Annotated in this window: 19 protein-coding genes and 1 pseudogene; 7 read left to right on the forward strand and 13 right to left on the reverse strand. The window is 65.0% G+C overall.

The genetic code is table 11. From position 1 onward, the window contains the following. Nucleotides 1-122 precede the first annotated feature (122 nt). Nucleotides 123-1,235 carry a linear amide C-N hydrolase gene (locus tag HG800_RS20280; RefSeq protein WP_152050903.1) on the forward strand — a complete coding sequence of 371 codons (1,113 nt, stop codon included), beginning with the start codon at nt 123-125 and terminating at the stop codon, nt 1,233-1,235. Nucleotides 1,236-1,759: 524 nt separating this feature from the next. Here the strand turns inward: HG800_RS20280 and HG800_RS20285 are convergent. Both HG800_RS20285 and hypF read right to left on the reverse strand, forming a co-directional pair. Next, the gene (locus tag HG800_RS20285) at nt 1,760-1,963 is read right to left on the reverse strand and encodes a ribbon-helix-helix domain-containing protein (RefSeq protein ID WP_206352367.1); all 204 of its coding nucleotides are present in this window, start codon (nt 1,961-1,963) and stop codon (nt 1,760-1,762) included. Nucleotides 1,964-1,984: 21 nt separating this feature from the next. Beyond that, nucleotides 1,985-4,471 carry a carbamoyltransferase HypF gene (gene hypF / locus HG800_RS20290; RefSeq protein WP_206352368.1) on the reverse strand — a complete coding sequence of 829 codons (2,487 nt, stop codon included), beginning with the start codon at nt 4,469-4,471 and terminating at the stop codon, nt 1,985-1,987. Between the two features lie 359 nt (nt 4,472-4,830). Between hypF and HG800_RS20295 the strand changes: the two genes are divergently transcribed. The 3 genes from HG800_RS20295 to hypE are packed head-to-tail and all read left to right on the forward strand — an operon-like array spanning nt 4,831 to nt 7,269. Next, nucleotides 4,831-5,094, forward strand: coding sequence for a HypC/HybG/HupF family hydrogenase formation chaperone (locus HG800_RS20295; RefSeq protein ID WP_169978908.1), 264 nt, complete (start codon nt 4,831-4,833; stop codon nt 5,092-5,094). A 5-nt stretch (nt 5,095-5,099) separates the two neighbouring features. Continuing rightward, a complete protein-coding gene (gene hypD, locus HG800_RS20300) occupies nt 5,100-6,218 on the forward strand; it encodes a hydrogenase formation protein HypD (protein ID WP_169979135.1) in 1,119 nt (372 codons plus the stop codon). Then, nucleotides 6,211-7,269 (forward strand): hydrogenase expression/formation protein HypE, encoded by a 1,059-nt coding sequence (gene hypE, locus HG800_RS20305; RefSeq protein WP_169978910.1) that lies wholly within the window; start codon nt 6,211-6,213, stop codon nt 7,267-7,269. The genes hypD and hypE overlap by 8 nt, the downstream gene beginning before the upstream one ends. 9 nt (nt 7,270-7,278) lie before the next feature. Here hypE and hypB read toward each other — a convergent pair whose 3' ends face one another. The 11 genes from hypB to HG800_RS20360 form a co-directional block, all read right to left on the reverse strand. After that, nucleotides 7,279-7,959, reverse strand: a complete 681-nt coding sequence (hypB, locus tag HG800_RS20310) for a hydrogenase nickel incorporation protein HypB (protein WP_169978912.1) — start codon at nt 7,957-7,959, stop codon at nt 7,279-7,281. Then, the gene (gene hypA, locus HG800_RS20315) at nt 7,959-8,333 is read right to left on the reverse strand and encodes a hydrogenase maturation nickel metallochaperone HypA (protein WP_169978914.1); all 375 of its coding nucleotides are present in this window, start codon (nt 8,331-8,333) and stop codon (nt 7,959-7,961) included. The genes hypB and hypA overlap by 1 nt, the downstream gene beginning before the upstream one ends. A 59-nt stretch (nt 8,334-8,392) precedes the next feature. Beyond that, the gene (locus tag HG800_RS20320) at nt 8,393-8,632 is read right to left on the reverse strand and encodes a helix-turn-helix domain-containing protein (protein WP_169978916.1); all 240 of its coding nucleotides are present in this window, start codon (nt 8,630-8,632) and stop codon (nt 8,393-8,395) included. Between the two features lie 38 nt (nt 8,633-8,670). Further along, nucleotides 8,671-11,091: an efflux RND transporter permease subunit gene (locus HG800_RS20325; RefSeq protein ID WP_169978918.1), complete on the reverse strand. Its 2,421-nt coding sequence runs from the start codon at nt 11,089-11,091 to the stop codon at nt 8,671-8,673. Nucleotides 11,092-11,149: 58 nt separating this feature from the next. Further along, entirely contained in the window at nt 11,150-12,148 is a 999-nt protein-coding gene (locus HG800_RS20330) for a 6-bladed beta-propeller (protein ID WP_169978920.1), read from the reverse strand. Nucleotides 12,149-12,249: 101 nt separating this feature from the next. Further along, nucleotides 12,250-13,215, reverse strand: coding sequence for a formylglycine-generating enzyme family protein (locus HG800_RS20335; RefSeq protein ID WP_261345963.1), 966 nt, complete (start codon nt 13,213-13,215; stop codon nt 12,250-12,252). Between the two features lie 152 nt (nt 13,216-13,367). Further along, complete coding sequence (locus HG800_RS20340; protein ID WP_169978924.1) at nt 13,368-14,678, reverse strand: choice-of-anchor Q domain-containing protein; 1,311 nt, start codon at nt 14,676-14,678, stop codon at nt 13,368-13,370. Between the two features lie 32 nt (nt 14,679-14,710). Next, a complete protein-coding gene (locus tag HG800_RS20345; protein ID WP_169978926.1) occupies nt 14,711-16,099 on the reverse strand; it encodes an FG-GAP repeat protein in 1,389 nt (462 codons plus the stop codon). 154 nt (nt 16,100-16,253) lie between these two features. After that, complete coding sequence (locus HG800_RS20350) at nt 16,254-17,171, reverse strand: hypothetical protein (RefSeq protein WP_169978928.1); 918 nt, start codon at nt 17,169-17,171, stop codon at nt 16,254-16,256. 256 nt (nt 17,172-17,427) lie between these two features. Next, nucleotides 17,428-20,757, reverse strand: a complete 3,330-nt coding sequence (locus tag HG800_RS20355; protein WP_169978930.1) for a reprolysin-like metallopeptidase — start codon at nt 20,755-20,757, stop codon at nt 17,428-17,430. A 465-nt stretch (nt 20,758-21,222) separates the two neighbouring features. Further along, the gene (locus HG800_RS20360) at nt 21,223-22,056 is read right to left on the reverse strand and encodes an IS5 family transposase (RefSeq protein WP_169978932.1); all 834 of its coding nucleotides are present in this window, start codon (nt 22,054-22,056) and stop codon (nt 21,223-21,225) included. 979 nt (nt 22,057-23,035) lie between these two features. Between HG800_RS20360 and HG800_RS28480 the strand changes: the two are divergent. The 3 genes and pseudogenes from HG800_RS28480 to HG800_RS20375 all read left to right on the forward strand — a co-directional run. After that, nucleotides 23,036-23,299: pseudogene (locus HG800_RS28480) on the forward strand (helix-turn-helix domain-containing protein); the annotation flags it as partial. A 624-nt stretch (nt 23,300-23,923) separates the two neighbouring features. Next, on the forward strand, nt 23,924-24,886 hold the full coding sequence (locus HG800_RS20370) for a DUF1702 family protein (protein ID WP_169978936.1): 963 nt from the start codon (nt 23,924-23,926) through the stop codon (nt 24,884-24,886). Beyond that, nucleotides 24,883-26,865 (forward strand): CRTAC1 family protein, encoded by a 1,983-nt coding sequence (locus HG800_RS20375; protein ID WP_169978937.1) that lies wholly within the window; start codon nt 24,883-24,885, stop codon nt 26,863-26,865. The genes HG800_RS20370 and HG800_RS20375 overlap by 4 nt, the downstream gene beginning before the upstream one ends.

Consider the following 26,865-nt stretch of genomic DNA (forward strand, 5'->3'; position numbering starts at 1 on the left):
GTCGCTGCAGCGGACCCGGCCCGCCGCGGCGCCCGGTGGTCTGTCATAGGTTACACTCGGCGGGCCGGTCCGCTGAGCTTGGGCGATAGGCGTCCATGACACACCCACTGAAGTCCCATCCCATGATCTTCCATAGAATCACCCTGATCGCATTCGCTGCAAGTCTTGTGGCTGTGCTGGCGGCACGCGAGGTCATCGCGTGCACCGGCATTACCCTCAAAGCCCGGGACGGCGCGGTGGTATACGGCCGGACGATGGAGTGGGGATCGTTCGATCTCAACTCGCAAGTGGTCATCTACCCCCGTGGGTACAAGTTCACGGCCCACACTCCCGACAAGAAGCCCGGCATGGCCTGGCAAGGGCCGTACGGGTTCGTCGGGCTCGACGGACTGGACGCGGAGGTTACCCTTGACGGCATGAACGAAAGGGGGCTCGCCGTCGGCGGGTTCTACCACCCCGGCTTCGCCGAGTATCAGAAGTACGATCCGGAAAAGGCTGGCCAAAGCATGGGCCCCGGCGATGTCATCGCGTATCTGCTTTCGACCTGCGCCACGGTCGACGAAGCCCGCGTCGCCATCAGCAAAGTCTACGTTACGCCCGTCATCGCGCCAGTGATCGCCATCCCCCCGCCGGCTCACTTCATCGTCGTCGAGCCCGGAGGCAAGGCAATCGTCATCGAGTATCTCAAAGGTGAGCTGGTGATCTTCGATGCGCCGCTGGGCGTGATCACCAACTCGCCGAGCTACGACTGGCACGAGACCAACCTGCGGAACTACCTGAACCTCTCGGCCGTCGCGCTGCCGAGCAAGAAGCTCGAGGACATGAACTTCGCACCATTGGGCGGCGGCAGCGGCATGATCGGCCTGCCGGGCGATTTCACGCCGCCCTCGCGGTTCGTTCGTGCCGTGGCGTTCACGCAATCGGCCCGAAAGACCGCGGACGGGCCGGAGACCGTGTACGAGTTGTTCCGCATCCTCGACAATTTCAACGTCCCGCTCGGCGCGGCCGAGGGCGAAGGCGAGGCCACGACCAGAGGCATGCGCAGCTCCACTCTTTGGACGACGGGCTGGGATACCAAGAACAAGGCGCTCTACTACCACACGCAAAACAATCGTCGGGTACGCAAGGTCGATCTCACGGAGCTCAACTTTGCCGAGGGCCGCGAGAAGATCCGATTCCCGCTCGACAAAGAGAAGGTGCAGGACATCGAAGACGTCACGCCCGCGAGCAAGTGATGGGCGGGTGGCCGGGGCAAAGCAAGTCTGCGAGCGTGCCCCGGTGAGGGCAGCTGTCGCGGACCAGGCACGAAGACTTTGCCCCGGCGAATTGACGTGTCTTCTGTACGTGTGAACGCGTTTTTAAAAAATCTATGATCAGATGTTTGTGTCGTGGCCCGACGAAACGAGCACCACCTGGCCGGGGTGATCATTCGTCGGGGGATGGGTCTTCGAGCCCGAGAACTCGGCCGAGGTCCCGGGCAGCGTGCAGCACCCCCACGATCGCGATCCCGTTGTCGATCGCCCGGTAGAAGATCAGGTGGTTGCCGAAGCCTGAGACGCGCCAGACGCGAAGACCCGCGCCGGACAGGGTACGCCCTTCGTAGGGAGCACCGATGCCGGGCTAACTTCGCAAGCAGGGAATAGGTCGCGTCGATCGACTAAAAAACGCAGCACGGTCTCGAGACTCGCTTGCAAGCCGAGATCATCGGCCGGCTCGTCGATGTCGCGGTCTGCCGCAGGCAGGATGACGACGCGCCGGGTCATGGCGTGTGCTTCCGAGTCAGTCGCCCGGAGAGCTTCTGCCGCTTGGCCTCCCAGTATTCCGGCGTGACCTCGATCAGCTCTCCGGAATCGAGCCCTTCGATGAGCAGGGCGTCGATGCGCTCCTCGGATTGCCGCTTCTGGTCGGCGCGAATCAGGTCGCGGACGTACTCGCTGGCGCTGCTATAGCCGCCCTCGGTCACGCGGCGCTGGACGATCGCGGTTCATCGGGGGGAGGGTACGGAGGGGTGTTGCCGGGAGGCGACGAGGGCCTGGCCGGGGGAGAGGCCGCCGTCGTTGGCGGGGAGGCGGCGGTGGGTGAGGACCTCGACGCCGGAGGAGCGGAGCAGGGCGACGGTCCGGGAGGCGAGCAGGGCGTTCTGGAAGACCCCGCCGGTCAGGCCGACGGTTGAGAGGGATCGGGATCGGGCGAGGTCGGAGGCGATGGAGGCGAGGGAATTGGCCAGGGCGTGATGGAAGGCAGCGGCGAGGTGGGGGAGGGGGGTGCCGCGGCGGAGGTGGTGGATGAGCCAGGGCCAGAGGGGGGCGGGGTCGAGCAGGATCGGGCCGGAGGGGGGAAGCGTTTGGCGGGAGAAGGAGCAGGGGGGGGCGTCGGGAGGAGGGGTGCCGAGGGCGGCGAGGGCTTCGAGTTCGAGGGCGGCCTGGCCTTCGAAGGTGGCGGAGGATCGGACGCTGAGCAAGGACGCGACGGCGTCGAAGAGGCGGCCCATGCTGCTGGTGGCGACGCAGTTCAGGCCGGTTTCAAGCTGATGGCGGATCACCCGGCGTTCAGCGGGGGAGGTGGCGAGGACGCAAGGGAGGTCGTCGTCCCAGGGAATGCCGGCGGCCCAGAGGTGAGCCAGGGCCGATCGGGACGGGTGGCGGATCGCGGCATCGCCGCCGGGCAAGGGGATGGGGGAAAGGTGGGCGAGGCGATCGACGCGCGCGCCGTCGCCGGAGAGGAGGAGGCACTCGCCTCCCCAGATGGTGCCATCGGAGCCGTAGCCGGTGCCGTCGCAGACCCAGGTGAGCAAGGGGGAGGAGCCGACGCGATCGTGATCGAGCAGGAGGGAGGCGGCATGGGCGTGATGGTGCTGGACCCGGACGAGGGGACGGTTGAGGGTGGCGGCCAGGTGTTCGGCCCATCGGGAGGAATGGGCGTCGGGGTGGAGGTCGCAGGCGATGACCCGGGGATCGACCTGGAAGAGGGTTTGCATGTGATCGAGTGAGCGCTCGAAGGCATCTTGCGTGGCCAGGTCTCCCCAGTCGCCGAGGTGCTGGCTGACGAGGGCGAAGGGGGGGCGGGCCAGGCAGAAGGTCCCCTTTAGCTCGGCGCCGACGGCGAGAACGGTGGGGCTGTCGGGGATCGGCCAGGGGAGCGGCAGGGGGGCGATCCCTCGGGAGCGGCGGAGGGGGAGTGCTTGATGGTCAACGACCTGGAGGACGGAGTCGTCGCAGGAGACCTGGATAGGCCGGTTGTGCAGGAGGAAGGCGTCGGCGATCGGGGAGAGGCGGTCGAGGGCCTCGGCGTTGGCGATGGCGATCGGCTCGTCGCTGCGGTTGCCGGAGGTCATGACCAGGGGCCGGTCGTCGTCCTCATCGAGGAGCAAGGGGTGGATCGGGGCATAAGGGAGCATGATGCCCAGCCGGTCCAGGCCTGGCGCGACGGAGGGGGCGAGGGGAGGGCTGCCGCTCGGGGCCGGTTGACGACGAAGCAGGACGATCGGCCGATCGCGCCCGGAAAGGGCGAGGGCCTCGGCGTCATTGACATGGGCGAGGCGGCGGGCCTGGTCGATCGAGCGGACCATGAGGGCGAAGGGCTTGTCGCCTCGGCCTTTGAGCACCCGGAGGCGGGAGACGGCGGATTCGTTGCGGGCATCGCAAGCGAAGTGGAAGCCGCCGACCCCTTTGATGGCGAGGATGAGACCGAGGTCGAGCGCCTGGCGAGCCTGAGCGAGGGCGGCATCGTCGCAGGGCCAGCCGTCGGGAGAGTCGGGATCTTGCAAAGCCCGAGGGATCATGGCGACGGGGACGAACCAGAGGGTTGGGCCACAGCTCGGGCAGGCGATCGGCTGGGCGTGGAAGCGACGGTCGTGAGGGTCGAGGTATTCCCGGAGGCATTCCGGGCAGAGGGGGAAGCGGGCCATCGTGGTGTGAGGGCGGTCGTACGGGAGGCGCTCAAGGATCGTGAATCGAGGGCCGCAGTCGGTGCAGTTGAGGAACGGATAGCGGAAGCGGCGGTCGGTCGGGTCGAACAGCTCGCGGAGACAGGCCTCGCAGGTGGCGATGTCGGGAGGGACGGGGGTGGTCGTGGCCGGGCCGGTTCGGCTGGGGAGGATGGTGAAGCCGACCGCGGTGGCGTCGGGGGGGATGCGTTCGTCGGTGATCGTCACGAGGACGGCGAGGGGGGGGGCGTCATGGAGCAGGGCGTGGCGGAAGGCGTCGAGCCGATCGGGAGGGCCCTGGACCTCGATGACGACGCCGGACGGGTCGTTGGCGACCCAGCCGGCCAGGCCGAGCCGATCGGCCGTCGCATGCACGAACGGGCGGAAGCCGACTCCCTGGACGAGACCTCGGATGAGGAACCGGCGGCGCTGGAGGGTGGGGGAGGCGTTCGAAGGGTTCGGGTCGGAGGGAGGAGGCATGAGGGGCATCGCCGGATCGGTCGGGCTCGGGTCGGGTTCGGAGGCGGTCGGGGACGGTTCCATCATGGGATGGTCGCGGCCGGATGGGGAACGGGGTTGCTGCGGGAGATTTTGATTTGAGACCGGGGGGGGATGGAATCGGCGTCAGCGGGGAGTCTTGATCGGTTATGCTGGGGGATGGAGGAACGATGGACGGGAAGGGTTTCCGAACGCCTGGGATACGGCCTCTCACCTCGCTCGAAGGACGAGGGAGCCCGCAAGGCCGGGTAAGCGGGCCGATGGGAAGAACGTCATGCGTTGCGATCCGTCCCCGGACCCCTCACCCCGTCCCTGTCCCCGCGCGCGGGAGGAGGGAGATTGGTGTCAGTTCGGATGTTCGCAAGAGAAAATGGTGATCAAATTCTTGAAAATTCAGGGGTGCTCCGATGTGTCTTGCCGTGCCGGGGCGGATTGAACAGATCTCTGAGGCTCAGGGAACGCGGATGGGCCGAGTCAATTTCGGGGGGATCGTTAAGGAGGTCTGCCTGGCGTTTGTTCCCGAGGCACAGGTGGGGGATTACACGATTGTTCATGTCGGGTTCGCCCTCAGCACAATTGATGAGGCCGAGGCGAGGCAGACGCTGGAAACCTTTCGGGCGCTCGGCGTGCTGGAGGAGGAGCTGAGCGGGGACGTCGAGGGAGGGGAATGATCGTCATGAAATATCTGGATGAATTTCGGGATGGAGCGATCGCCCGAGCGCTGGCTGATGAGATCCGGCAGATCGTCACGAAACCGTGGGTGGTGATGGAGGTTTGCGGCGGGCAGACGCATTCGATCCTTCGTAATGGGGTGGACCAGTTGCTTCCCGAGGGGGTCGAGCTGGTGCATGGGCCGGGGTGCCCGGTCTGTGTGACGCCGCTGGAGGTGATCGACCGGGCGTTGGCCATTGCACAGAAGCCGGGCGTGATCTTCTGCTCGTTCGGCGACATGCTGAGGGTGCCGGGTTCGTCGACGGATTTGTTCCGGGTCAAGGCGGAGGGGGCGGATGTGCGGATCGTGTATTCGCCCCTGGATGCGTTGACATTGGCCCGAAGGGATCGGGATCGGCAGGTCGTCTTCTTTGGGATCGGGTTTGAGACGACGGCGCCGGCCAACGCGATGGCGGTGAAGTTGGCAAGCGATGAAGGATTGGACAACTTCTCGATGCTGGTGTCTCACGTGCTCGTACCGCCAGCGATCGAGGCGATCTGTCGGTCGAAGGGGAACCGAGTTCAGGGGTTTCTTGCGGCCGGGCACGTCTGTACGGTGATGGGGACGCGGCAGTATCCGGCGATTGCCGAGCGGTATGGGGTACCGATCGTCGTGACCGGGTTTGAGCCGATCGACCTGCTCGAAGGGATCCGCCGGGCCTTGGTGCAACTGGAACGGGGCGAGGCTCGGGTCGAGAACGCGTATGCGAGGGTCGTCTCCGAGGAGGGGAACCCGGCGGCTCGGGCCGTGCTGGATGAGGTATTCGAGGTGACGGACCAGTCGTGGCGCGGCATCGGGAGGATCCCTCAAAGCGGGTGGCGGCTGGCCCCGTCGTATCGCGGTTTCGATGCGGCGGAACGGTTCGACGTGGGGGCGATCCGGACGGTCGAATCGCCCGAATGCCGGAGCGGTGAGGTGTTGCAGGGGTTGATCACCCCCCCCGAGTGCGCGGCGTTCGGGACTGTCTGTACGCCGAGGACGCCGCTTGGGGCCACGATGGTGTCGAGCGAAGGGGCGTGTGCGGCCTACTTCCTGAATGGTCGGAGGAAACGGGGAACGAACGGGGTGGCCGCTCATGCCTGAGCCTTCCGGAATCGACGGCTGGACCTGTCCGGTGCCGCTGCGCGAGACGCCGACGATCGTGATGGGCCACGGGGGAGGGGGGCGGCTTTCGAGCGAGTTGATCGAGCATCTCTTTCTGCCGGCCTTTCGGAACCCGGCGCTGGAGGCGAGGGGCGATGCGGCTGTGATGGAGGTGCCGTCGGGCCGATTAGCGTTTTCGACGGATGCTCATGTGGTCCGACCTTTGTTCTTTCCAGGAGGGTCGATCGGCGAGTTGGCGGTGTATGGGACGGTCAATGATCTGGCGATGGCCGGGGCCAGGCCGATGCACTTGAGCGCGAGCTTCATTCTGGAAGAGGGGTTCCCGATGGGGCACCTCTCGGCGATCGTCGGCCGAATGGCCGAGGCGGCGAAACGGGCCAAGGTGGCGATTGTCACCGGGGATACGAAGGTGGTTGAGCGGGGCCACGGCGACGGGTGCTACATCACGACGAGCGGAATCGGCGAGGTCCCGGAGGGGCGATTGGTGGGGCCGGATCGGGCGAGGGCCGGGGATGCCGTGCTCGTGAGCGGGACGATCGGCGATCACGGGGTGGCGATCTTGAGCGTTCGTGAAGGGCTGGAGTTCGAGTCGGAGATCGTGAGCGACCTGGCACCGCTGTCGGATCTGGTCGAGCGGCTTTTTTCGGCGTCGGTTGCGGTGCGGGCGATGCGCGATCCGACCCGGGGAGGACTGGCGGCGACGCTTGTCGAGATCGCGGCGCGATCGGGGGTCGGGATGGTGCTCGATGAGGAGGCCGTGCCGGTGCGGTCCGAGGTCCGAGGGGCCTGTGAGTTGCTCGGGCTCGATCCGATGATGGTCGCCAACGAGGGGAAGCTGGTGGCGATTGTCCCTGAAGACCAGGCGGAGACGGCTCTGGCCGCCCTTCGGAGCCTACCGATCGGCCGTGAGGCGGTGCGGATCGGCTCGGTCGTGGCGGAGCATCCAGGGACGGTTGTCATGAAGACGAGCATCGGCGGGCGTCGGGTGGTTTCGCTGCCGATGGGGGAGCAATTGCCTCGCATCTGTTAATTGGTTCGCTCAGGGAGCCGTGGCCGAGCGGTGAGCCTGGTGGCGATCGTCGAGGAAGGCGAGCCAGTCCTCCATCCCTTCGCCTGTCTTGGCGGAGGTTTCGATGAGGCGGACGCCGGGACGAACGTCGAACAGGTGGGTGTGAGCGGCGTCTCGGTCGAACTCGCAGATCTCGGCCAGGTCGATCTTGGTCAGGACGACGGCATCGGCGGAGTTGTAAATGCCAGGATATTTCAAGGGCTTGTCCTCCCCCTCGGTGACCGAGAGAAGGGCGACGCGGCATGATTCGCCCAGGTCGTAGCTGGAGGTGCAGACAAGGTTGCCGACGTTCTCGATGAACAGAACATCAAGCGAGGAAAGATTCCAGGCGTCGAGATGACGCGCGACCATGTCGGCGTCGAGGTGGCAGATGCCGTGCGTCTGAATCTGACGCACGGGAACGCCGGAGCGAGCAAGGCGTTGAGCGTCGCGGTCGGTTTCCAGGTCGCCGACAAGGGCGGCGGGACGGCCTCCGCGAGCCTTGAGGGCCGAAAGGGTTCGCTCCAGGAGCAGGGTTTTTCCGGTGCCGGGACTGGAGACGAGGTTGACGACGAACAGCCCGGCGTCTCGAAACCTGAGCCGCAGCGAGGCGGCGATCTGGTCGTTCTTTTTCAGGAGCCCCTGGCGAAGCTCGACAATGCGAGGGGTCATCAATGCTGCTCCATTCGCGGAATCTTCTGGTCCTCGACCTCGATCGATTCGACCTCCAGTTCCTTCCCCCGGACGATCGCGGCCGAAGGGGTGTCGCAGATCGGGCAACGCAGGGGAGGAGCCTCGGGCAGTTCCACCTCACGTTGGCAACGCTCGCAACGGATCGCGACGGGAATGGATTCGATCTCCAGGGTCGAGCCTTCCAACAAGGTGTCTCGGGTGACGACCTCGAAGCAGAAGGCAAGGGCCTCCGTCGCAACCCCGGAGAACGCTCCAATTCGGAGCCGAACCCACGTTACCCGGCATGGGACCGAGCCTTCGAGCGCTTCGGAGACCTGCTGTACCAGGGCCTGGGCGATCGACAGTTCGTGCATGATCGACGTTGTCCTCCTGGGGAAGACTCCTGGTCGTCGGCCAGAGGCTCGGCGGCCGATCAGCGGCCTGAGGCTCCGGAAGGCTCCAGCGACCAGGCCAGGTGCAGTCCCATCGCCGTGGCCAGCCGGTCGAGCGTGGCCACGGTGGGGTTGCGGTTGAGCCCCGTCTCGATCTTGTGGATGGCCGCCCGGTCGATCCCCGCAGTCGCGGCCAGATCGGCGTAGCTGAGGCCGCGGTGCAGCCGCTCGGCCCGCAAGGCGGCGGCGTCTTCCTCGGTCAGCTGGTCGCGGCGAGTCATGGCGACCTCCGTGATCGAGAGACCCCCATCATACCGCGTTACGATTCACCCGACAGAATCTCGCCCCTGACCTGAAGAGTGCTCGCCGAGCTCAATTCGTCCTGAAGCACGCGATGGTTTGGCAACTTCGGAGAGTCGTGCAGGAGCGCCCCGAGGCCGACGAGCGTGAGGAGACCACAGCAGACCATGCCGAGAACGAGGAGAGAACCGAGGCGGGCGTTTGTAGGGACATGTGAGAGGGTGAGGACACCAAACCCGATCGCCAGGGCAAGGATGTCCGTAATGATTGCAGGGCCGGACTCTCGCAGTGCGCAAGAGACGGGCTCGGACTCGCTTCGCCCCCGGGCTCGCGTTACGCCTTCCAGGAAGTAGACCGCGTAGTCGACGCCGACACCGATGATGATGACGCAGAACAGGGAGGTCGCGACGCCGAGTGGGAGGCCGGACCAGCCCATGAAACCGAAGAGCATCACAATGGTCAGCAAGGTTGGGAGAAGGGCCAGCAGGGCAAACCGGGGAGCGCGATAGAAGAGGACAAGAAGGGACGAGACGATGACCAGATCGAGCACCAGGGAAGCGATCTGAGAGGAGACGATTGCCGGAATCATGGCCTGGCTGAGGGCCACATCCCCACAGAACTGGATGCGCAAGGTCGACGGGCTGGGCGATTTCGGGCGGAATTGCTGGAGGGCCTCCATCAGGCGAGCCGTATCCTGATAATTAGCATCCTTGAGAGAGATCGTCAGAATTGTGGCTGCCCCGCGATCGTCGATCAATGCTCGGAGCCGATCCTCTCCATGAATCAGCGCGTAGCGGGTGAGGAGCCGTCGTGCCTCCCGCGCTTCAGGGAGCGAATGAGGCGAGCCAACCGCCGGGGTCATGTCCCAGAAATGAGCCATCGCCTCCAGACTGCTGGCGAGACCAGTCACCCCACCGACTCGGGGTTGGGTGCTCGCAAACTCCTCGAATTCTCGGAGCAGCGCCAGAGAGGCCGGCTGCAGCAGCGGATCGACGTCGGACGATGACGGATCGACGCTCACATGAGCGAGGAGAATGTGAGAGCCATGCAGCTTGCGATCGACTCGCTCGCTCGCCTGCCGGAGTGGGCTCGACACGGAGAAATTATGGACCCAACTGTCCTGGATCCGGAGACGCGGCATTCCTGCTGCCGCGATGAGTGTCAGTAGCGAGGCGAGCGCGAGAATGGCTGACCGACGTCGGATCAGCGGGGCCAGTGCGTCGGCGAGTCGATGGCCGATCCCTGCCTTTTCTCGGAGATTCTTCGTGAACGCTCGGGGGCCAAGCCATGCGAGTGAGGCGGGGATGAACGTCACGGACCAGACGAAACAGAAGGCCAGTCCTCCTGCTGCATACGCACCGAACATGCGGATGGGGCCGATGGAGGCCCCCAGGAAGGAGAGGAAACCGATCGAGGTCGTCAGCGATGCGACGGCGAGGGGACGCGCCATCTCCGAAATGGTCTGCTCGACCAGCGGGAGATGCGATCCCTGGCCATCCCAGGCGGCGAGCTTCTCCTGGTAATGCCAGAACAGGTGCACCTCGTCGGTGAGCGCGACCGTGACAAGGACGACGGGAAGGATGACCGTCGAGAGGTAGATCGGCGACCCGATCCATCCCATGACGCCGAAGGTCGTCACCAGGCAGGCGCCAATCTCGAGAAGGCCCAGGGCAACTCCCCAGAAATTCCGGCAACCGAGCCAGACCACGAGGGCGATGATCGCGACCGTCGCCGGGATCAGCAGGAGGAGATCCTCCAGGATGTGAGTCCCCAGCAGAGCCTCGGCCACCGGCGCCCCGGCAACGGAGACCCGGTCGAGTTCAGGGAGCGGATAGCCGTCGACGAGGTCGATGATCTGATGGGATAGCACCGATCGGGTCCCAGGCTCCTCTTCTGGGACGCCGATGAAGATGGCCGCCGCCGTCCGGTCCTCAGAAACGAGCGTCCCGGTGAACGGGCGGGCGGCTGGAGCGTTCAAATCGGCCCGCAGCAGTTCGAACTCCTCCGCTCGGCCCGGCAGGGAATCGAGAAACGGTTGGAATGTCCCCTTTCCTTCGTAGACCCGGTCGCGGAGTTCCGTGGCGAGGCTGGAGACATGCCCAGGGTCGACACCCTCCAGGCGGAGAATCGCCCGGGTCAGGCTGCGGACAGCCTCCAGGGTGCCGGAGTTGAAGATGCCGTTGGGGTGCCTCGTTTCGAGCAGGACGATCATCGGGTCTCGAAGGCCGAACGATCGGCGAGCCTCCGAGTCGAACCGGGCGACGGGGTCGTCGGGGGGCACGAGTGTCTTGCCGTCGGTACGCAACTCCAGACGCCAGAGGCCTGGCATCGCGAGCAGCACGATGAGGACTGCGCCGACGACTGCCACCCGGGGCCGGGTCAAGCTCCAGCGGGCAGGGAGCGTGACGATCGCGGTCAGGGCGTCATGGGAGGGGATCATGGGTTTCCACGGACGAGAGTGTTGCGGTGCTGCAGGAGGTCTCTGGTGACCCAACTCCTCACGGGAGAGGAGGGCAGAATTTTTGAATGCGGTGCGTCGTAATTTCGGTCACGTAAACGCAGCCGTCCTTGTCGCAGGCGACTCCGTGGGGAGAGCGAAACTCTCCGTTCCCGAGACCGGTCCTCCCCAGTTGGCCGAGAGGCTCCCCCTCGGCGTTGTAGAATTCGAGGCGGTCGTTGCCGGCGTTCGCCACGATGACGACCCCCTCGGGGGTGATTGCGATGCCTCGGGGATCCTGGAGCTGACCGGCCCCCTCCCCCTGCGATCCCCAGGTTCGGAGGAGGTTGCCGTCGGAGTCGAACTTCTGGACCCGATGATTGCCCGAGTCGGTGACGTAGACCGCACCGTCCGAATCGATCGCGATCCCGGTAGGCCCGATCATCTCGCCGGGGGCAGAGCCCTCTCGTCCCCAGGAGGTCAGGTATTCGCCCGCATTTGAGAACTTCTGGACCCGGTGATTGCCGGAGTCGAGGACATAAAGATTCCCCTCGCGATCAAGTGCCAACCCGGTCGGGGCGCGGAATTGCCCGGGGTCCGACCCCCTTGAGCCGATGACCTGTTCGCAGGTGCCCGCAATCTCGATCAGCGATGAGGTCCAGAGTCGCACCTTCTGAACCCGATCGTTGAGGGTGTCGGCCACGAACACGGAGCCGTGGCGATCGACGGCGATCCCGGTCGGCCAGCGGTACTCGCCCTCACCCGAGCCCTCGTGACCGAACTGCAGGTTGAAGCCGCCGACATTGCTGAGAAACTTGATGCGATGGTTTCCCGAGTCGGAGACCACGATCGTCTCCTCGCCAAACGGGTCCGTATAGGTTGTGATCCCGAGGGGCTGCTCGTAGCGACCCAGGAACTCGGGAGTCCCCCGCTGTCCCCAGGTGATGAAGAAATGGAGCGCCGGCATCTCCGCCCCATCACGGTCGTTCCCCGAGGCAGGCGACGCGAACGAGGCCAGGATGCCTGCAACCAGCCCGAGGAAGGTGAGGGACTGTGGCATCGGAGTATCTCCTTGGTTGGTCGATGATTCCGAGGTTGTCGGGTGACGAAGGTGCGAGGCTCGGCGGCCGGTTCTGATCGGTTCGGCGGCTTGCTCGATGATCATGCTCCGATGGAGAGCGCGACTCGGACGCTGATCGCCCAGTCGGGAGTATCGTGGTCCTGGTGGTACCTCAGGGCGCTTCGGGCGTAGTGAATGCTGTAGTGCCAGCTGCCTCCTCGGATGACCCGGCAGCCCGACCCGGATGCCTGATTCTCGGGGTTGGGGAGGATGGCCTCAGGCCGGCTGTAGAAGTCGTCGTCATACCAATCACTGCAATACTCGAAGAAATTGCCATGCACGTCGTAAAGCCCGAACGGATTGGGTCGTTTGGCGGCGACCGGCTTTCCGCCGTAGTCGGGATCGCCCGACCAGCCCTGGTTGGCGCAATACCAGACGTAGTCCGTCCGCTGGCCGGGTTGGGTGCCGGCGGGGCCGTCGAAGCACTCATGGTCAGGGGCGTCCAGGGAGTCGCCGAAGGAGAAGCGCGTCTGGGTGCCGGCTCGACAGGCATACTCCCACTCGGCCTCGGTGGGGAGGCGGAAGTTCCGTCCGGTGAGCGAGTTGAGCGTGTCCAGAAACCCCCCGGGTCCCGCCACATCGTCCCACGAGATCGAGTCGATCGGGACGTCGTCACCAAGGCCGATGCTGCTTACGCCGCCGGTCAAGGTCCACGGGATCGGGGTGGGCAGGGAGCCCATGACGGCCCCCCACTGGGCCTGGGTCAGCAGGGTCTGGCCCAGGTAGAACGGCCGAGAAATGGTCACCGAGTGCACCGGTGCCTCATCGGGGCTGCTGCCCCGCTCCACTGCGCCCATCGGGAATGTCCCTGCCGGGATCCTCACGAGCCGAAGCGGCCGGGCTCCGGCAGGGAGGCCCGGCAGATTGATCGTCAGGGGTCTGATCAGGCGGGGGGGGATCCTGATGTCCGGGGGCCGAATCAGGGGTCCTCGTGGCCCGGTGATTCGGACGTCAGGACCGATGGGAAAGGGCGGACGAGGTCGCGGTCCTCGCTTCCAGTCTCTCATTTGAGGAGCCTCATCGTACGAAATCGGCCTGGAAAAGCGTCCTCGCCTCGCCCCGGTCGCGGGGCTCGGGCCTCCGGAAGCCCGCTTTGCTGTCCGGCACCGAACTCGCGATTGGCCAGAACTTCAGCAGGAAGACACTCCCTCAGAAGCTATCATCGTTCAAGAGCATTGTGATTTGATTGTCGTAAAGTTCCGGTGCCGACCGCATCGGGGGCCGGATCGGTTGGGGGGCCGTCGTCGGTGAGCTCGAAGGCACCGATGTCGGCCCTCTCCTCGACGTCGCCTTCGCCGCCCGAGGGGCGGGGCTCCCCTCGCTGGTCGGTCTCGAGCGGGGGCTCGAGCTCGCCGTCCAGAGAGGCCGCCACGGCGGCGTTGATGGCGGGGCTCCCGGGCTCGACGGCGTGAAACTCCGGACCCTCGCCCTGGCCGGAGAGCGGCATCAGTCGGGGGTCGACCCCCAGCCGATCCAGGTCGCTCGCACCGAGCAGCTCCACTCCATCGGTTCGCTGGAGCAGGACCCCTCCCCGGGAGGCGAGGGGGCCGCTGCAGTCGCCCCCCACTGGGGATTCGTTTTCGGCCATGAGGCTGTTCCGGACCCGAAGGCGACCGTAATTGCAAAGGCCGCCGCCGTCTTGCGAAGCGGAGTTAAAAGCCACCGTGCTCTCAAGCAGGTCGAGTGTGCCGTTGTTGCGGATCCCGCCCCCGGTGCGTCCGGCGGAATTGCCGCTGATCGTGCTCGCCTGGAGAACGACTCGGCCCTCCGACCAGATCGCCCCCCCGTTGTCGCCGGCCCGGTTGCGGCTCAGGGTGCTGCGGATGATCCGCACCTCGGCCGGGCCGTTCCCGGAGATCGGGCTCCCCCCGCCCGCCACGCCATGCCGCACGTTGTAGATCGCGCCGCCGACCCCGCCGATGCCGCTGGCCTCGTTGCTGTCCAGGGTGCAGGAGTCGAGGATCAGTGTGCCGTTGTTGCAGATGCCTCCGCCGTCATCCCGGGAGATATTGCCGCGGATCGTGCATTCGACGCAGCGCAACTCGCCGAGGTTGAGGATCCCGGCGCCGTCCTCCACATGGCGGTCGAATCCGTCGACGGTCGAGCCGTTAACGATGGACAGGCCGGAGAGGGTGACCGACGCTCCTCCAGCGATTTGGAGCACTCGCCCTCTGTGACGGCCGTCGAGAATGGTGCGGTCGGCACCGGCCCCTTCGATCGTGACCGAGCGATCGATGACGAGGCCTCCCGAGAACGTGCCCGGCCCGAGCCTGATCGTCCCGCCGTTGGCGATTGCAGCGATCGCGTCTTGGAGTCGAGAGTCGCCGTTCTCCCCCCGGCCTGGGGCCGAAACTTCGAGGAAGTCGGGAGGATCGCTCCTCGGCGGTTCGGCATGCACCGGCATCGCGATGCTCAGGCAAGACAGCGCAAGAATGGGGACCGCGACGGCGAGCGGAGAAGGCTGGCGCACCGGAAACTCCTGGCAGGTTGCTGCCGATTAGTTCAAGGGGCCGGGACGCCCCGCAGATCATAGAGATAGACCGCGCCGCAGTCGGTGTGGCGTCCGACCCGATTGTTCTGCTCGCGGCCTCCCGGCTCGCCGACGACGATTTCCAGGTCGCCAATCGCGACGGCGATCCCGAACTCGCACCCCTCATCCGCGTCGCTCGCCACCAGCTTTGCGACCTGTGTCCACCCCGAGGGTCCTCGGCCGAAGACGTACGCCGCTCCAGAGCCGAGGCCGGCGTCGTCCCGGAAGTGGGCCCCCGTCACGACCAGGTCGCCCCGGATCGCAACCGCCTCGCCGAGTGCATCGGCGGGCATGATGTCGTCGGCGAGGAGCTTTGCCACCTGCACCCAACCGCTGGGACCGCGCTCGAAGACATAGGCCGCCCCGGCGCGCGGACCTGCTTCCCCGTTGCCTCGCGAGCCCACGACCACGCGGTCTCGACTCACGGCCACCGAGCAGCCGGTCTCGTCCATCGGCCGAGGATCCGACACCTCCAGGCGGCCCTCCGACCGCCACGTCTGGCCATCGTGGCGGAACACGTAGGCGGCCCCGGAATAAGGGGTCGGCGTCCCATTCGCATAAGCACCGACCGCGATCACCCCGTCGTCTAGGGCGGTCGCGTAGCCGAACAGTTCGCTGGCGAGCGGCTCATCCGGGGTCAGGCGGGCTTCCTCCCTCCAGCCTTCTGGCCCGAGGCGGAAGACATAGACGGCGCCCGAGTCCTCCACCTCCCCGTCGTGGCCGAGCGCTCCGACGGCACAGACCCCGTCGCCGACGGCCACCGACTGGCCGAAGCGATCCTCCGACCGGATCCCGCGCGGCCGAAGTGTCGCCGACGGTTCCCAGCGACCGGCCCGGCGGCGGAAGACGTAGGCGGCACCGGCGTCCTCACCTCCGCCATCATGGCCTCGGGCCCCGACGACCACCGTATCGCCGTGGACGGCCACGGCCATCCCAAAACCGTCGTGCGCCGCCGTGTCGTCGGCCACAAGCTTCGCCTGCTGCCGCCAGGCGGAGCCCGACCGCTCGAAGACGTAGGCCGCACCGGCATCAATCCCGAACTGGTCGTCGGTGGGGGCTCCGAGCACCATCGTGTCGCCGGAGATGGCAACCGTGCGGGCAAACGTGGCGAAAGGCTCGGGATCTTCGGCGTTGAGCCTGAGGGATTCCGTCAGTTCCAGGCGGCCCGACCCCACCACGGTCGCGGGGTCGGGGGGCGACGTCGGGAGGTTCCCGATCGCTGTTGGGGAGCCATTCTTGCCCCCGCCCTCGTCGGTGAGATCGCCGTGGGGCGTAGTCCGCAGCCAGCTGCTCCCGGCGAGGCCCAGGGGAAGGACCGCCCCAACCATCACGAGGGCGATCCAACGTGCAGAGGAACGCATCAGTGATCTCCAGGCAAGAGGATTGCGCTCGATCGATCAAGGAATCTCGGGCCCACCGTGACCGGGGCCGCGAGGTTTCCCCGGATCCGGCGAGCCTGCCCGCGACCATTCAGGGCGTCTCAGGCCGGCAACCGCGAGCCCCGGCCGTTTGGAATCAAGGGTTGGCCGCCCGACGCGCGGCCTCCTTGCGGGCGGCAGCGTCTCGTTGCTGGATGACGGGGCGGAGTCCCTCGCGGAGCTGGGACTTGCGGTCGTCGCTCAGGTCGAGCTCGCCGCGACGGATCCCGACCCCCACTCCACGACCCGCCACGAACTCCTGCTTGGAGATCGGCTGCATGTCCTCGCATGTACCCGCGCCCAGGTTGATGTCCTGGCTCTTGAAGGGCTTCTGGAAGGCGACGGTGACGTTGTGGGGCGGGATCTGCATGACGCCGGTGGCCATCGCGACCCCCGGCATCTTCCGTACGATCCGCTTGCTGTCGAGGTAGATGTCGTAGATCGCGTTGTAGTGGATCATCGCGGGATAGTCGGAGTATTCCTCCGGCCTTCTGGGATCGGGCCGCGTCAGCGCCACGCAGATGCTCCGAGGTTGGACCACTTCCGGCTCTCCCGGATCGGCCTCGGAGGCCGTGAACGTGATGTTCGCGTCGTAGAGCGCTGAGTAACCGAAAAGTTCCCAGTTCCGGATTGTGAACTCGAACTGTCGGTACCCCAGCCGGTTCGTCACGGGCGGCTTCCGCTCCAGCCTCATGTACGCGCGCAGCTCGACAAGTTCGTCGGCGTCCTCAGGGGCGGAGCTCGTGTTGCTCGGGCGGAACAGCGGGACCCGGATCACGGACCGCTCGAACTCGGTCTCGGCGAGCTCGGGGAAGAACCTACGGCTCATCTCGGGATCCTGATTCCCCGGATCGCGCGGAGCGTCAGGCTGGTCTCCCCTGGGCTGCTGGCCCTTCGGCGTCAGTGGCGAGCCCTTGCTCTGGGCCTCCTCCTGGGCAATCGCGGCCGGCAAATAGAGGCTGGAGGCCCCCAGAGAGAACGCGAACGATTGAAGCATGAAATTGCGGCGGTCCATTGGTCGATCCTCCTCCTCGGAACTGATGAAGTGATCGGGTGTAGTGAGATGGTCGCTCGGGGATGCATGGAGATGGATCGGGCCGGCTGAGGGCTCGGCACCGACCAGGAGGTTGTGTCCACTCCGCGAGCCTCCCAAGCGGGAGGGTGCGCTGATGACCGGTCGGGAACTTTGAAAAGCTGCTCGGGAAGGAAGCTGGGTTCGTTGTTCGATGGCCTTCCTTCGGCGCGCGTCGGAAAGGACTCGCCGGAGGGGCTTACTCGTCGTCGGGCCCGCGGGCTGGGTTGGTAGGTGTCGGCACGTAGTCGCCGAGTTCCGGAGTCGGCGAGGTGCGTGGATTCGGCCTCGCCTCGCTGGGGCTGTCATCTGACCGGTCAGGAGCCTCACTTCGAGCCGGTTCCGACCCGGTCGCCTCCTGATCGGCCCCGGCGGAATCGCTGCGGCGCACCTCCTTTCGGTTCGAATCCTGAACAGACTGCGTTGGAGCCGAGCCCACCGGGGATGTGTAATCGCTGGGCTCGGGAGTTGGGGATCGATACTCATCCGCCGGCCTGGCCCCGATCCCACCCCCCTGACGGCTCGATTCGCTCCCGGCGGTGGGCCGGCCCGCGCCCGTCCCGGGCTCGGGGACGTAGTCGTTCAATGCGGGCTGAGGGGTGCGGTGGGCCGACCGGCGAGCGGCGGGCGTCGGGGTCTCTTCGGGCCTTGAGAGGACGGTGCCGGCCTGCGGGACGTAGTCGCTCAGCTCCGGGGTGGGCGAGCGGAAGGGGATGGGCCTGGATGTCGGGGCGGGCTCCTCCAGTGGCGTATCGCCGGGGGCCACCACTGACCCCGCGTCTGCCCCGGGCTCGGGGACGTAGTCGCTCAGCTCGGGCTGAGGGGTGCGGTGAGCCGCTTCGCCCGGCCGACTTGAGGCCGTGGCTCCTCCCGGTTCGGGAGTTGATTCCCGACCCGGACGTGATGGCGATTGGCCTCTGGTGGCGCCGGTCTTTTCAGAGCGACCCGCGTCTGGGTTGGTCAGATCGCCTTCATCGGCTCCGGGGGTTGGGGTCTCGGGGCGTTCCTGGCTCCGCTGACCTTCTCTGTGGAGGGCAATGGCGATGACTTGCGCCGCCGAGGCTCGAGAAGCAGACCGGGGAGACCCGAAGTCGGAACGCTCAACAGCCTGGTCACTCTTGGCGTTGGGCCGGGAGGCGCTGGTTCCTTCCCGGTCGCCGAGGCGCTCCGCGATGCGGCTCGCCTCAAGCATGTCGCCGATGAACAGGAGGTTCTCTCGATCGGCCTGTTCCGACAACTCCAGCGCGGTGGTCGTGAGGTTCTCGACCTCCTGCACCTCAAGGCCTCGGGAGCTGGCAATCGCTCGTGCCACCTGGAGGGCGTAGCCCCGGTTCGAGGTGATGATCCGGTCCAGATGGGTTGTCGAGAGATCTTGGATCAATGCGGCAGGATCCTCCTCATCGGCCGGGGCCACGAGAGCCAGCCCCCCGCTGGAGGACACGATCGAGAAATCGGTGTCGGAGATGTCGAAGAAGATATTGTCGACAGCCTCGACCATGATCCGGGCGGTTGAGGTGGCGATTCCTGGCAAGGTCACGAGCTGTGAGCCGTCGTTCGGCACGTCCGTCGCCAGCGCCGTGTCGAAGGACTGGCCGCCATCAGTCGAGAGCCAGATATTCACCCGGCTGACGGCAATTTCCCCGGTGTCGGTCCCGGCCACGTCCCAGGTGACGGTCGTGCCGCCCGAGAGGTTCAGGCGGGCGTTCGGGTAGGCGACTCGGAAGGGCCCCGCGTCGCCGTGTACATGCACCAGGCCATCCTGTCCGTTCGTCGCCCCGCCCCAGTTGTGGTCGTCTCGCACCGTGACGCGGAACGTCAAGGTCCGGGTGGTGGAAGGGAACTGTTCTCCCATGGTTGAGCGGTTGGCCAGGATGTCCGGCAGTCTGGGAAAGAGCCGCCACGGATCGGTGCTCGGCGCGAACGATCGGAAGATCGGCCCTTCCCCCATGTCGGGCGCGGTGGCGGGCGCCGCCTCGCCGAGGTCGCGCTGCTCCCAGCAGTAGACAATTGAATCTCCATCGGCGTCGATCCCCTGAGCGGTCAGGTAGAACGGCGTGCGGTGGGGGATGTGGAACCCGGAGTCCAGGACCACCGTCGGGGGCGTGTTGTCGAGGGCCTGGACGATGTGTGCGGCCTGGCCCGGGCCTGTGGTGATGTAATCGTCGATCTCGGCCAGGCTCGCGGAGTGGAAGTAGTCGTTGCTATAGCTTTGCAGGTCATCGTCGCCGCAGATTCCGGCGTACGCCATGATCGTCGAGCCGCTGCCTGGCTCAAACGCCGTGTCCGCGTGCCTCTGGTCATCGGTGCAAAGCTCGTCGATGCCGTTAAACGTGTGGTTCGCACCGAACTGATGGCCGATCTCGTGAGACACGAAGTCGACGTCGTACGCGTCGCCGACGGGATTGCTCCGCCCGGTGACCCCTTTCGCTTTGTGGAACTTCCGGCAGACGCAGCCGACGAGGGCCTTTCCACCGGCTCCCGTGCTGAATGCGTGGCCGATGTCGTAGTTGGCGTTCCCGATGATGCTGTCAATGTGGAACTGCGACTGCCCCATGAGCCGGTCAGCATCGTTGTTGTCAAGCGAGTCGGTCTCGGGGTCGAGGAAGATCAGCTCGTCCTGGTCGTCGACCAACTCAAGCTTGACCGCGAGCTCTCGCTCGTAGATTCCGTTAACCCGATTGACGGTCCCCCGAATCGCCTCAAGGGCCGAATCGAGGGTGCCGCCGTGGAACTGGGCGTATTCTCCTGTGCAAATCACCGCGATCCGATAGACGCGCAGCGACATCCCTGTGCGGCGGGCGCCACGGCCCGCCAGGTCGTTACGCCGAGCGTCCTCAAGCCGACTGCGGGCGGCAGCCTTCGCACCGGGGTCAGGACCCTCCCGGGCCGGCTCTCCGCCGGCCTCGGGTGCGATCTCGTCGAACTGGACGGCCTCACAATCGAACCGGGGGCGCGCGTGGACGTCTCGCTTCGAGAACGAGCCGTACTCCAACTCCTCAGCGTCGGACTTGCGTCCGGTCGGGTCGATCGTGATCGTGTCGCCCGGCGACAGGATCTGGGCGTGGAAGCTCCCCGTTTTGAAGTTGAAGTCGAGCCGAGCCGAATACGAGGGACGGTCCAGCGACCTCGCCCGGTAGGTTCTCAGGTGCGGGAACTTTCGCTGAAGCCCCTCGGACATGACCGGCGACTCCTCCACCTGAAACTCCATCAGACTCCCGTCGGGCATCGGCAGTTTGATGACTGACCGGGGCAATGGCCCTTGACCGTCAGTCGGGCGTTGGGCCTTGGCCGCAGTTTCCATGGGCGCCTGGGCCAGTTCTGCTCCCAGTCGATCCGAGTCGAGGAGGAACCTCCGGGCCGGCAGCGGGACCTGGGGCCGATTGCTGCCCACTTCCAGGCCCTTCAACGTCTGGGACAGGTCCGAGGACCTCCAATAACCGCCAGCGCCGCCTCCAGGCTGGACGATCGATCGTTCTCCTCCCTGGCCCAGTGTCAGCATCGCGAGAAAGATCGCGAGTTGAGTCGTCATGGCAGCTCCTCCAAAATTGCACGCAAAACGCGTGGTGAGGACGATCGGTGGGCCGACACTGTCCCGCAGCATTCGAGGAATCGTCGATCGACCAGCAAGGCATCGTGTCTCGGATGACGGGAAATCAGGACGAGAGCAACATCTTGGTCGATCCGAGTGGAGAGTTCTTCTCCCGGATTGCTTATTTCGGGTGGTTGATCGACGCGTCTGTGATTGCCCCGGCATCGTCGGCTCGGCTCCAGGCGAGGACGATCAAGGGGGGCAACGGTGTCGGCCTTCGGTCCTGCTGGGAGCTGCATCCTGAGCAACGAAGGCCGGGGCGAGCAGCAGGGGATTCCATGGCTCGGACGCGGAATTCCGCCCATCCCGTGCCCCGGCGATTCTTCTCACGCAAGGGTCAGGGACAGGTTCGGGGCAGGTGCAGCGAGCGCAGCACTCAGAGTCTGTCCCATAAGGGGCCAAGCGTCAGGCTGCCACCGGCCTCGGGTAACGGAACTCGGCGTCCCTATCCGAGGGCTCAAGGCGGTGGAGCATCAACCGGATCATCGCCAGTTTGACGAACGATTCCGACGACAGGACACTCTTCTCCCGGTCCTTGCTCAGCCGTCGACACCGGCCCAGCCAGGCGAAGGTCCGTTCCACCGTCCACCGGATCGGCAACCTCACCCAGCCCCGCTTGCCCTCGGGGCGGCGGATGATCTCCAGGTCCCACTTCGCATGCTCGTCGACCCATTCGTAGAGCGTGAAGTTGTGGTACTTCGAGTCGGCATACATCCTCCTGACCTTGCCCATCGGCTGGCCCTCCAGCCGGGCGAACAGCCCCGGGGCCGCCGCCGCGTCGTCGACCGAGGCGGCGGTCACCAGAACGGCCAGCAGCAACCCCATGCTGTCGACGACGATATGACGCTTCCGCCCGTCGACGTTCTTGGCGTTGTCCCGACCCCGCCGCTCGCCCCCGGAGGTCGTGTCGATCGACTGGCTGTCGACACTCGCCGAGGTGCGGGGGCGGTAGGGCTTCTCCCTCGTGCGGAGCTTGCGGCGGAGCAGGTCGTGGATCGTGTCGAGGGTGCCGTCGTGCCGCCACTGATTGAAGTACCGCCAGACGGTGCTCTTGGGGGGCAGGTCGCCGGGCAGATACTCCCACGGGCAGCCGGTGCGGAGGAGGTAGAGGATGGCGTCGAGCACCTCCCTCATGTCCGTCTCTCGGGGCCTCCCGCCGCCGGGCTCGGGCGGCAGATGCGGCTCGATCAGGTCCCACTGGGCATCGGTGACGTCGCTGGGGTAGTGGTGCGATCTCATCCCCCTCCTACGATGCTCAACCCCCTGAAGTTTCCCTTATGGGACAGACTCTCAGCGACCATTCAAGAACTACTTCCTCGTCCGCGTTGAATGCCAAGAACCGTGAGAGAGCCTCGGTCCGAACATGTTCATACCGGGAAAAGAAGTTTATTAGTACTCGTTCTCCCCGCTGTATCGCCCCTGAACCCCGTGCCGACCGGGAGGCCCATCGGCAGATGAACTTCGTCATGAGCCAACCCGTCGAGCGGCATCGTCGCGGTTATGGCATCACTGAGAGGAGGTGGTCGACAGGATCGCAGATCGGCAGTCTGTCCGATTGACATGGCGCAAGGCGAAAACCCTCACGCATTTCGGAGTCCCGCTGGGGAGCATCCTCGCGCATGAGGACCAAGTCGATGACAAGGAATTACCACCTCTCCTCAGTGACCTCGCTGGGATCAGGATTTCATATTGGTACGTTCAGGCTATTCTGTCATAGAAAATCGCGAATCAAGTTGAGAACAGCTTCAAAAAAAGGCGATTTTCAGAAATTCGCTTGATTTGTCATTTCGCCCGCGATCAACTGTCTTTACTTATGAGGAAAACCTGGAAATCGAGATTTCCAAGTCACTTAAGTACACCGAAATGCGCATGCGTTGCTGGTCGATGTCGAAGGTATTTGTGAGATTATTTCGGTGGGGCCCGAGTCTGTGTTTGCCATTTCATGTAGGGATGTTCGACGTTTGATGAATTTCGGTGTTCGGAACGACCCCGTCTATTCTGATTGATCGATCTGAGTTGCGTGATTCTGACGTCGGCCTCGGTGGTCCGGAAGTCTCGCCGGAGTGTTTCCGAGGTACGGGCGGAAACATGTCTTGATTTGCAACTTCGGAGAATAATTGTGGAATACGAGAATTTCAATTCGGTGACGCCGAATGTGAAGACGCGTTCCTCAACCTCCAGTGCTCGGCATCGGGCTATTGCTCGAGCGATCGATGCCATGCGCCTTTGCCCGGCTGAGCCGCTGTCCCTGAACGATCTGGCGCGGATCGCCTGCATGAGCCCGTTCCACTTCAATCGCGTGTTTCGGAACGTGACGGGGCTTCCGCCCTGCCGGTTCCAAACCGCATTGCGGATTGAAGCGGCGAAGCGTCTCTTGCTCGCAACGGATTTTAATGTGACAAAGGTTTGCTTTGAAGTGGGTTATGAGAGTCCGGGCTCGTTCGGCACCTGTTTTCTGAATCACGTCGGTGTTTCGCCCCGAGCGCTGCGTCAACTGGCCGATCGTCCACTTCCTCTCGCGTTGGAATCAGACGCTCGTGCCGGAATAGGTCTGGAAGGTGAAGGGATTCGAATCCGGCTTGAACGGCCCGGAAATCAGGCGGGTCCGGTCTTCCTCGGCCTCTTCCCCACCGAGAGTCCGCACGGGCGACCGGTCCGATGTTTCATGACGGAAGGTGACGGCGCGTGTCTGATGGATCGGGTGCCCGACGGTCGCTGGTATCTGTTTGCGGTCTCGATGCCTCGCGCATCGAGTCCAGTCGACTATTTGCTCCCTGACGGTCGCGATCTGCGAGTTGCTCGCAGTCAAGGGCCCATTGAGGTCTCTGGAGGTCGAAGCAAGGGGAATTGTGTGCTGCGACTCCGAACTCTTGAGCCAACAGATCCGCCGATCTTGCTTGCCTTGCATCCGCTTGCCGCAGCGGGCTTTGGGGGAGTTCATGGTCTCAATTCCCAGGAGTCTCATCAATCCACAATGAACTGTGGAAACTTTCCTGAGACGTCTGTTGCACTTCGTGAGCCCGAATTCGTCGCCCCAAGTTCGGCAACGATCTCACGAACCTGAGGCAAAGGGCCTGGATCCGAACGTCTGGCGCTGGTCGACATCATGGGTATTTCCACGAGCCGATTCCGTCGAGCCCTTCTCGGCATCCGTCCCGAGGAGGCCACGTTTCACCGCCGAGGCTTCCACGACGGATGTCCTCAAACGCGACGACACCTGGAAGCAGCCGGCGAAGCGTTTCTCCTCGGTTACGCTGCTGCCCTGGACTGCAACCATTCCGGCACGCTCGGGACCCATCTCAACGCGATCCAGGAGGAGTGGTCGGGCTTTGCCTTCGAGGGAGCGGCGATGGCCTTGGCCTTGCTCGATGCGATTACTCCCTGGGATCGCAGCCGGATCAGGCGGTTTCTGGAAGATCACGGAGAGCGTCATGTCTACATGATTCACGTTGGAATTGGCTGGGCATGGGCCCGGCTTCGAACGCGCATCCCGAGAGCGTTGCGGGAACTCGATCCCGTGCTGGGCTGGCTCGCGGTCGACGGCTACGGGTTCCACCAAGGGTATTTCCATTGGCCCCGCTTTGTGATTCATCAGGAACGTCCTCGAATTGCTCCGGAGTATGCTCGGCGAGCGTTCGATCAGGGGCTTGGGCGGAGCCTCTGGTTCATCGATTGTGCGGACATCCCCCGGATTGCAAGCCGGATTGGAAGGTTTTCTGAGGGCCGTCGAGAAGACTTGTGGGCCGGGGTCGGGCTGGCGAGTGCCTACGCGGGGGGGGCTCGCGACGAGGTGTACGACCGTCTGCGAGAGGCGGCGGAGCCGTACACTCCGGCGATGGCTCAGGGGGCTGCCTTTGCGGCTGAGGCCCGGCTTCGGGCCGGGAATCCGACCGGTCATACGGAACTCGCCTGCAGGGTCCTGTGCCGCCGGTCGGCCAGTTCGGCGGCGGAGATCACCCGGCGAGCCCGAGACGGTCTTGAGCCGGACGCGGATATTCCGGCCTTCGAGGTTTGGAGACAGCGGATTCAAGCTCGATTCTGCGCAACCTCGATCGGGGGAGTTCCATGATCGATCGATCCCGCTCATGGCACGGCCATGCTCATCAGCTTTTTGCAATCACGGTGATTTTGTCGTTGTTTGTCGTCGCTCGATTGCCTGTCCTGTCGTCGTCGGACCGTGATCGGATCGCTGAACCCTTTGAATTCACGCGCCAGTCGTTTGCGGAACTGTCGGGGTTCCGTCAGAAGTTTGTGCGGAAGGTCCATCCCAGTCTTCGCGGGCATGCGTCGTGGACTTCCTCGGTCGGTGCGGCGGTCGCGCTTAATGATCTGGATGGAGACGGGTACCCAAACGATTTCGCGATCGTTGATCCGAGGATTGATCAGGTGATTGTGGGTCCGGTCCCGGGAACCGATCTGCGGTTCGATCCGTTCGTGCTTGATCCGGCCCCGCTTTCGTACGACTCGGAACGAATGGCCCCCATGGGCTGCTTGCCGGGTGATCTGAACGAAGACGGGCGCATGGATCTGCTTGTGTATTACTGGGGCCGGCCGCCGATCGCCTTCCTTTGCCTTGACGAGACACCAGGGGGATTGAATGGCGACTGCTATGCGAGGTGCGAGGTCTCCCCGGACGGAGGCCGATGGTACACCAACGCGGCGACCATGGCTGATGTCGACGGGGACGGTCATGCGGACCTGATCGTGGGGAATTACCATCCCGATGATGCGTTGATCCTTGATGCGCAAGGAACAGGTCATGAAGTTATGCAAGATTCGATGTCGAGAGCCCAGAACGGGGGGCGGAATCGGGTCTTGCTCTGGTCGGGATCGGGGCCAGGGCCGATGGTGCGGTTCCGGGAAGATCGGGAGGCGCTGGCCGATGGGCGGCCCAATAGCTGGACGCTGGCCGTGGCCGCCGCGGATCTGGACGGTGACCTGCTACCCGAACTGTTCTTTGCCAACGATTTCGGACCTGACCAGCTGCTGCACAATCGGTCGACGCCGGGTCGGACGCGGCTCGTGGCGGTCGAGGGGCTCAAGCTGTTGACGACTCCCAACTCAAAGGTGCTGGGGAACGATTCGTTCAAAGGCATGGGTGCGGATTTCGGCGACCTCAACGGTGACGGGCTCCTAGATCTGTATGTCAGCAACATTGCGGCCTCGTACGCGCTTGAGGAGAGCCATCACGCGTGGATCAGCACCGGAGCAGTCGAGCAGTTTCGGTCGGGGGTGGCCCCGTACACCGATCAGAGCGAAGCGCTGGGGATCGCTCGAAGCGGCTGGGGCTGGGATACCAAGATGGCGGACTTCGACAACGATGGCGTGCTCGAGATTGTGCAGGCGGTCGGGTTTGTTCGAGGTCAGTTCAATCGATGGCCCGAGCTGCACGAGTTGGCCATGGGCAACGACGAGCTGCTGCGAGACCCAACGAACTGGCCGCAATTCGTGCCTGGCGACGATCTGAGCGGAGATGACCGGAATCCGTTCTTCGTTCGATCGTCCAGTGGCCGCTACTACGATCTGGCTCCCGATCTCGGGTTCACCGAGGAGCCGGGGGTGAGCCGAGGTCTCGCCACGGCCGACGTGGATGGAGACGGTCGGCTCGACTTCGCGGTGGCGAACCAGTGGGCCTCGTCCTCGTTCTACCGCAATACGGGGGACGATGCCGGTGCCTTCCTCGGGTTGCACCTCTTACGGCCACTCCGGCCGGGGGCTCCTGGCGAGACCAGGTCTCGACCAGGTCATCCCGGTCGAGACACGCCGGGAAGCCCGGCGATCGGGGCGACGGTCATTGTGTCTCGCCTCGATGGGAAACGATTGGCCGGGCAGGTCGATGGAGGCAACGGTCATTCCGGCAAGCGAAGCCATGCGCTGCACTTCGGCCTTGGCCGTGATCCCGAGGCGAGGACGGAACCGGTCGCGGTCAACGTCCGATGGCGACATCCCGATGGGACGGTTGACGAGTCGAACCTTGTGGTACCACCGGGATGGCATACCGTGCTGCTCGGATGGCCTGAACCCTCCCTCACTCGAACCGGGGATTGA

This window comes from Tautonia rosea (assembly GCF_012958305.1).
In the GTDB taxonomy this organism is placed as follows: Bacteria; Planctomycetota; Planctomycetia; order Isosphaerales; family Isosphaeraceae; genus Tautonia; species Tautonia rosea.

What these genes read in the sequence shown, in the direction of transcription:
- HG800_RS20320 (WP_169978916.1), bottom strand. Translation starts at nt 8,632, where the DNA reads ATGACTCGCCGCGACCAGCTGACCGAGGAAGACGCCGCCGCCTTGCGG.
- hypD (WP_169979135.1), top strand. Translation starts at nt 5,100, where the DNA reads ATGAAATATCTGGATGAATTTCGGGATGGAGCGATCGCCCGAGCGCTG.
- HG800_RS20335 (WP_261345963.1), bottom strand. Translation starts at nt 13,215, where the DNA reads ATGAGAGACTGGAAGCGAGGACCGCGACCTCGTCCGCCCTTTCCCATC.
- hypA (WP_169978914.1), bottom strand. Translation starts at nt 8,333, where the DNA reads ATGCACGAACTGTCGATCGCCCAGGCCCTGGTACAGCAGGTCTCCGAA.
- hypF (WP_206352368.1), bottom strand. Translation starts at nt 4,471, where the DNA reads ATGATGGAACCGTCCCCGACCGCCTCCGAACCCGACCCGAGCCCGACC.
- HG800_RS20355 (WP_169978930.1), bottom strand. Translation starts at nt 20,757, where the DNA reads ATGACGACTCAACTCGCGATCTTTCTCGCGATGCTGACACTGGGCCAG.
- HG800_RS20325 (WP_169978918.1), bottom strand. Translation starts at nt 11,091, where the DNA reads ATGATCCCCTCCCATGACGCCCTGACCGCGATCGTCACGCTCCCTGCC.
- hypE (WP_169978910.1), top strand. Translation starts at nt 6,211, where the DNA reads ATGCCTGAGCCTTCCGGAATCGACGGCTGGACCTGTCCGGTGCCGCTG.
- HG800_RS20350 (WP_169978928.1), bottom strand. Translation starts at nt 17,171, where the DNA reads ATGGACCGCCGCAATTTCATGCTTCAATCGTTCGCGTTCTCTCTGGGG.
- HG800_RS20330 (WP_169978920.1), bottom strand. Translation starts at nt 12,148, where the DNA reads ATGCCACAGTCCCTCACCTTCCTCGGGCTGGTTGCAGGCATCCTGGCC.
- HG800_RS20360 (WP_169978932.1), bottom strand. Translation starts at nt 22,056, where the DNA reads ATGAGATCGCACCACTACCCCAGCGACGTCACCGATGCCCAGTGGGAC.
- HG800_RS20375 (WP_169978937.1), top strand. Translation starts at nt 24,883, where the DNA reads ATGATCGATCGATCCCGCTCATGGCACGGCCATGCTCATCAGCTTTTT.
- HG800_RS20295 (WP_169978908.1), top strand. Translation starts at nt 4,831, where the DNA reads ATGTGTCTTGCCGTGCCGGGGCGGATTGAACAGATCTCTGAGGCTCAG.
- HG800_RS20280 (WP_152050903.1), top strand. Translation starts at nt 123, where the DNA reads ATGATCTTCCATAGAATCACCCTGATCGCATTCGCTGCAAGTCTTGTG.
- HG800_RS20370 (WP_169978936.1), top strand. Translation starts at nt 23,924, where the DNA reads ATGGGTATTTCCACGAGCCGATTCCGTCGAGCCCTTCTCGGCATCCGT.
- hypB (WP_169978912.1), bottom strand. Translation starts at nt 7,959, where the DNA reads ATGACCCCTCGCATTGTCGAGCTTCGCCAGGGGCTCCTGAAAAAGAAC.
- HG800_RS20345 (WP_169978926.1), bottom strand. Translation starts at nt 16,099, where the DNA reads ATGCGTTCCTCTGCACGTTGGATCGCCCTCGTGATGGTTGGGGCGGTC.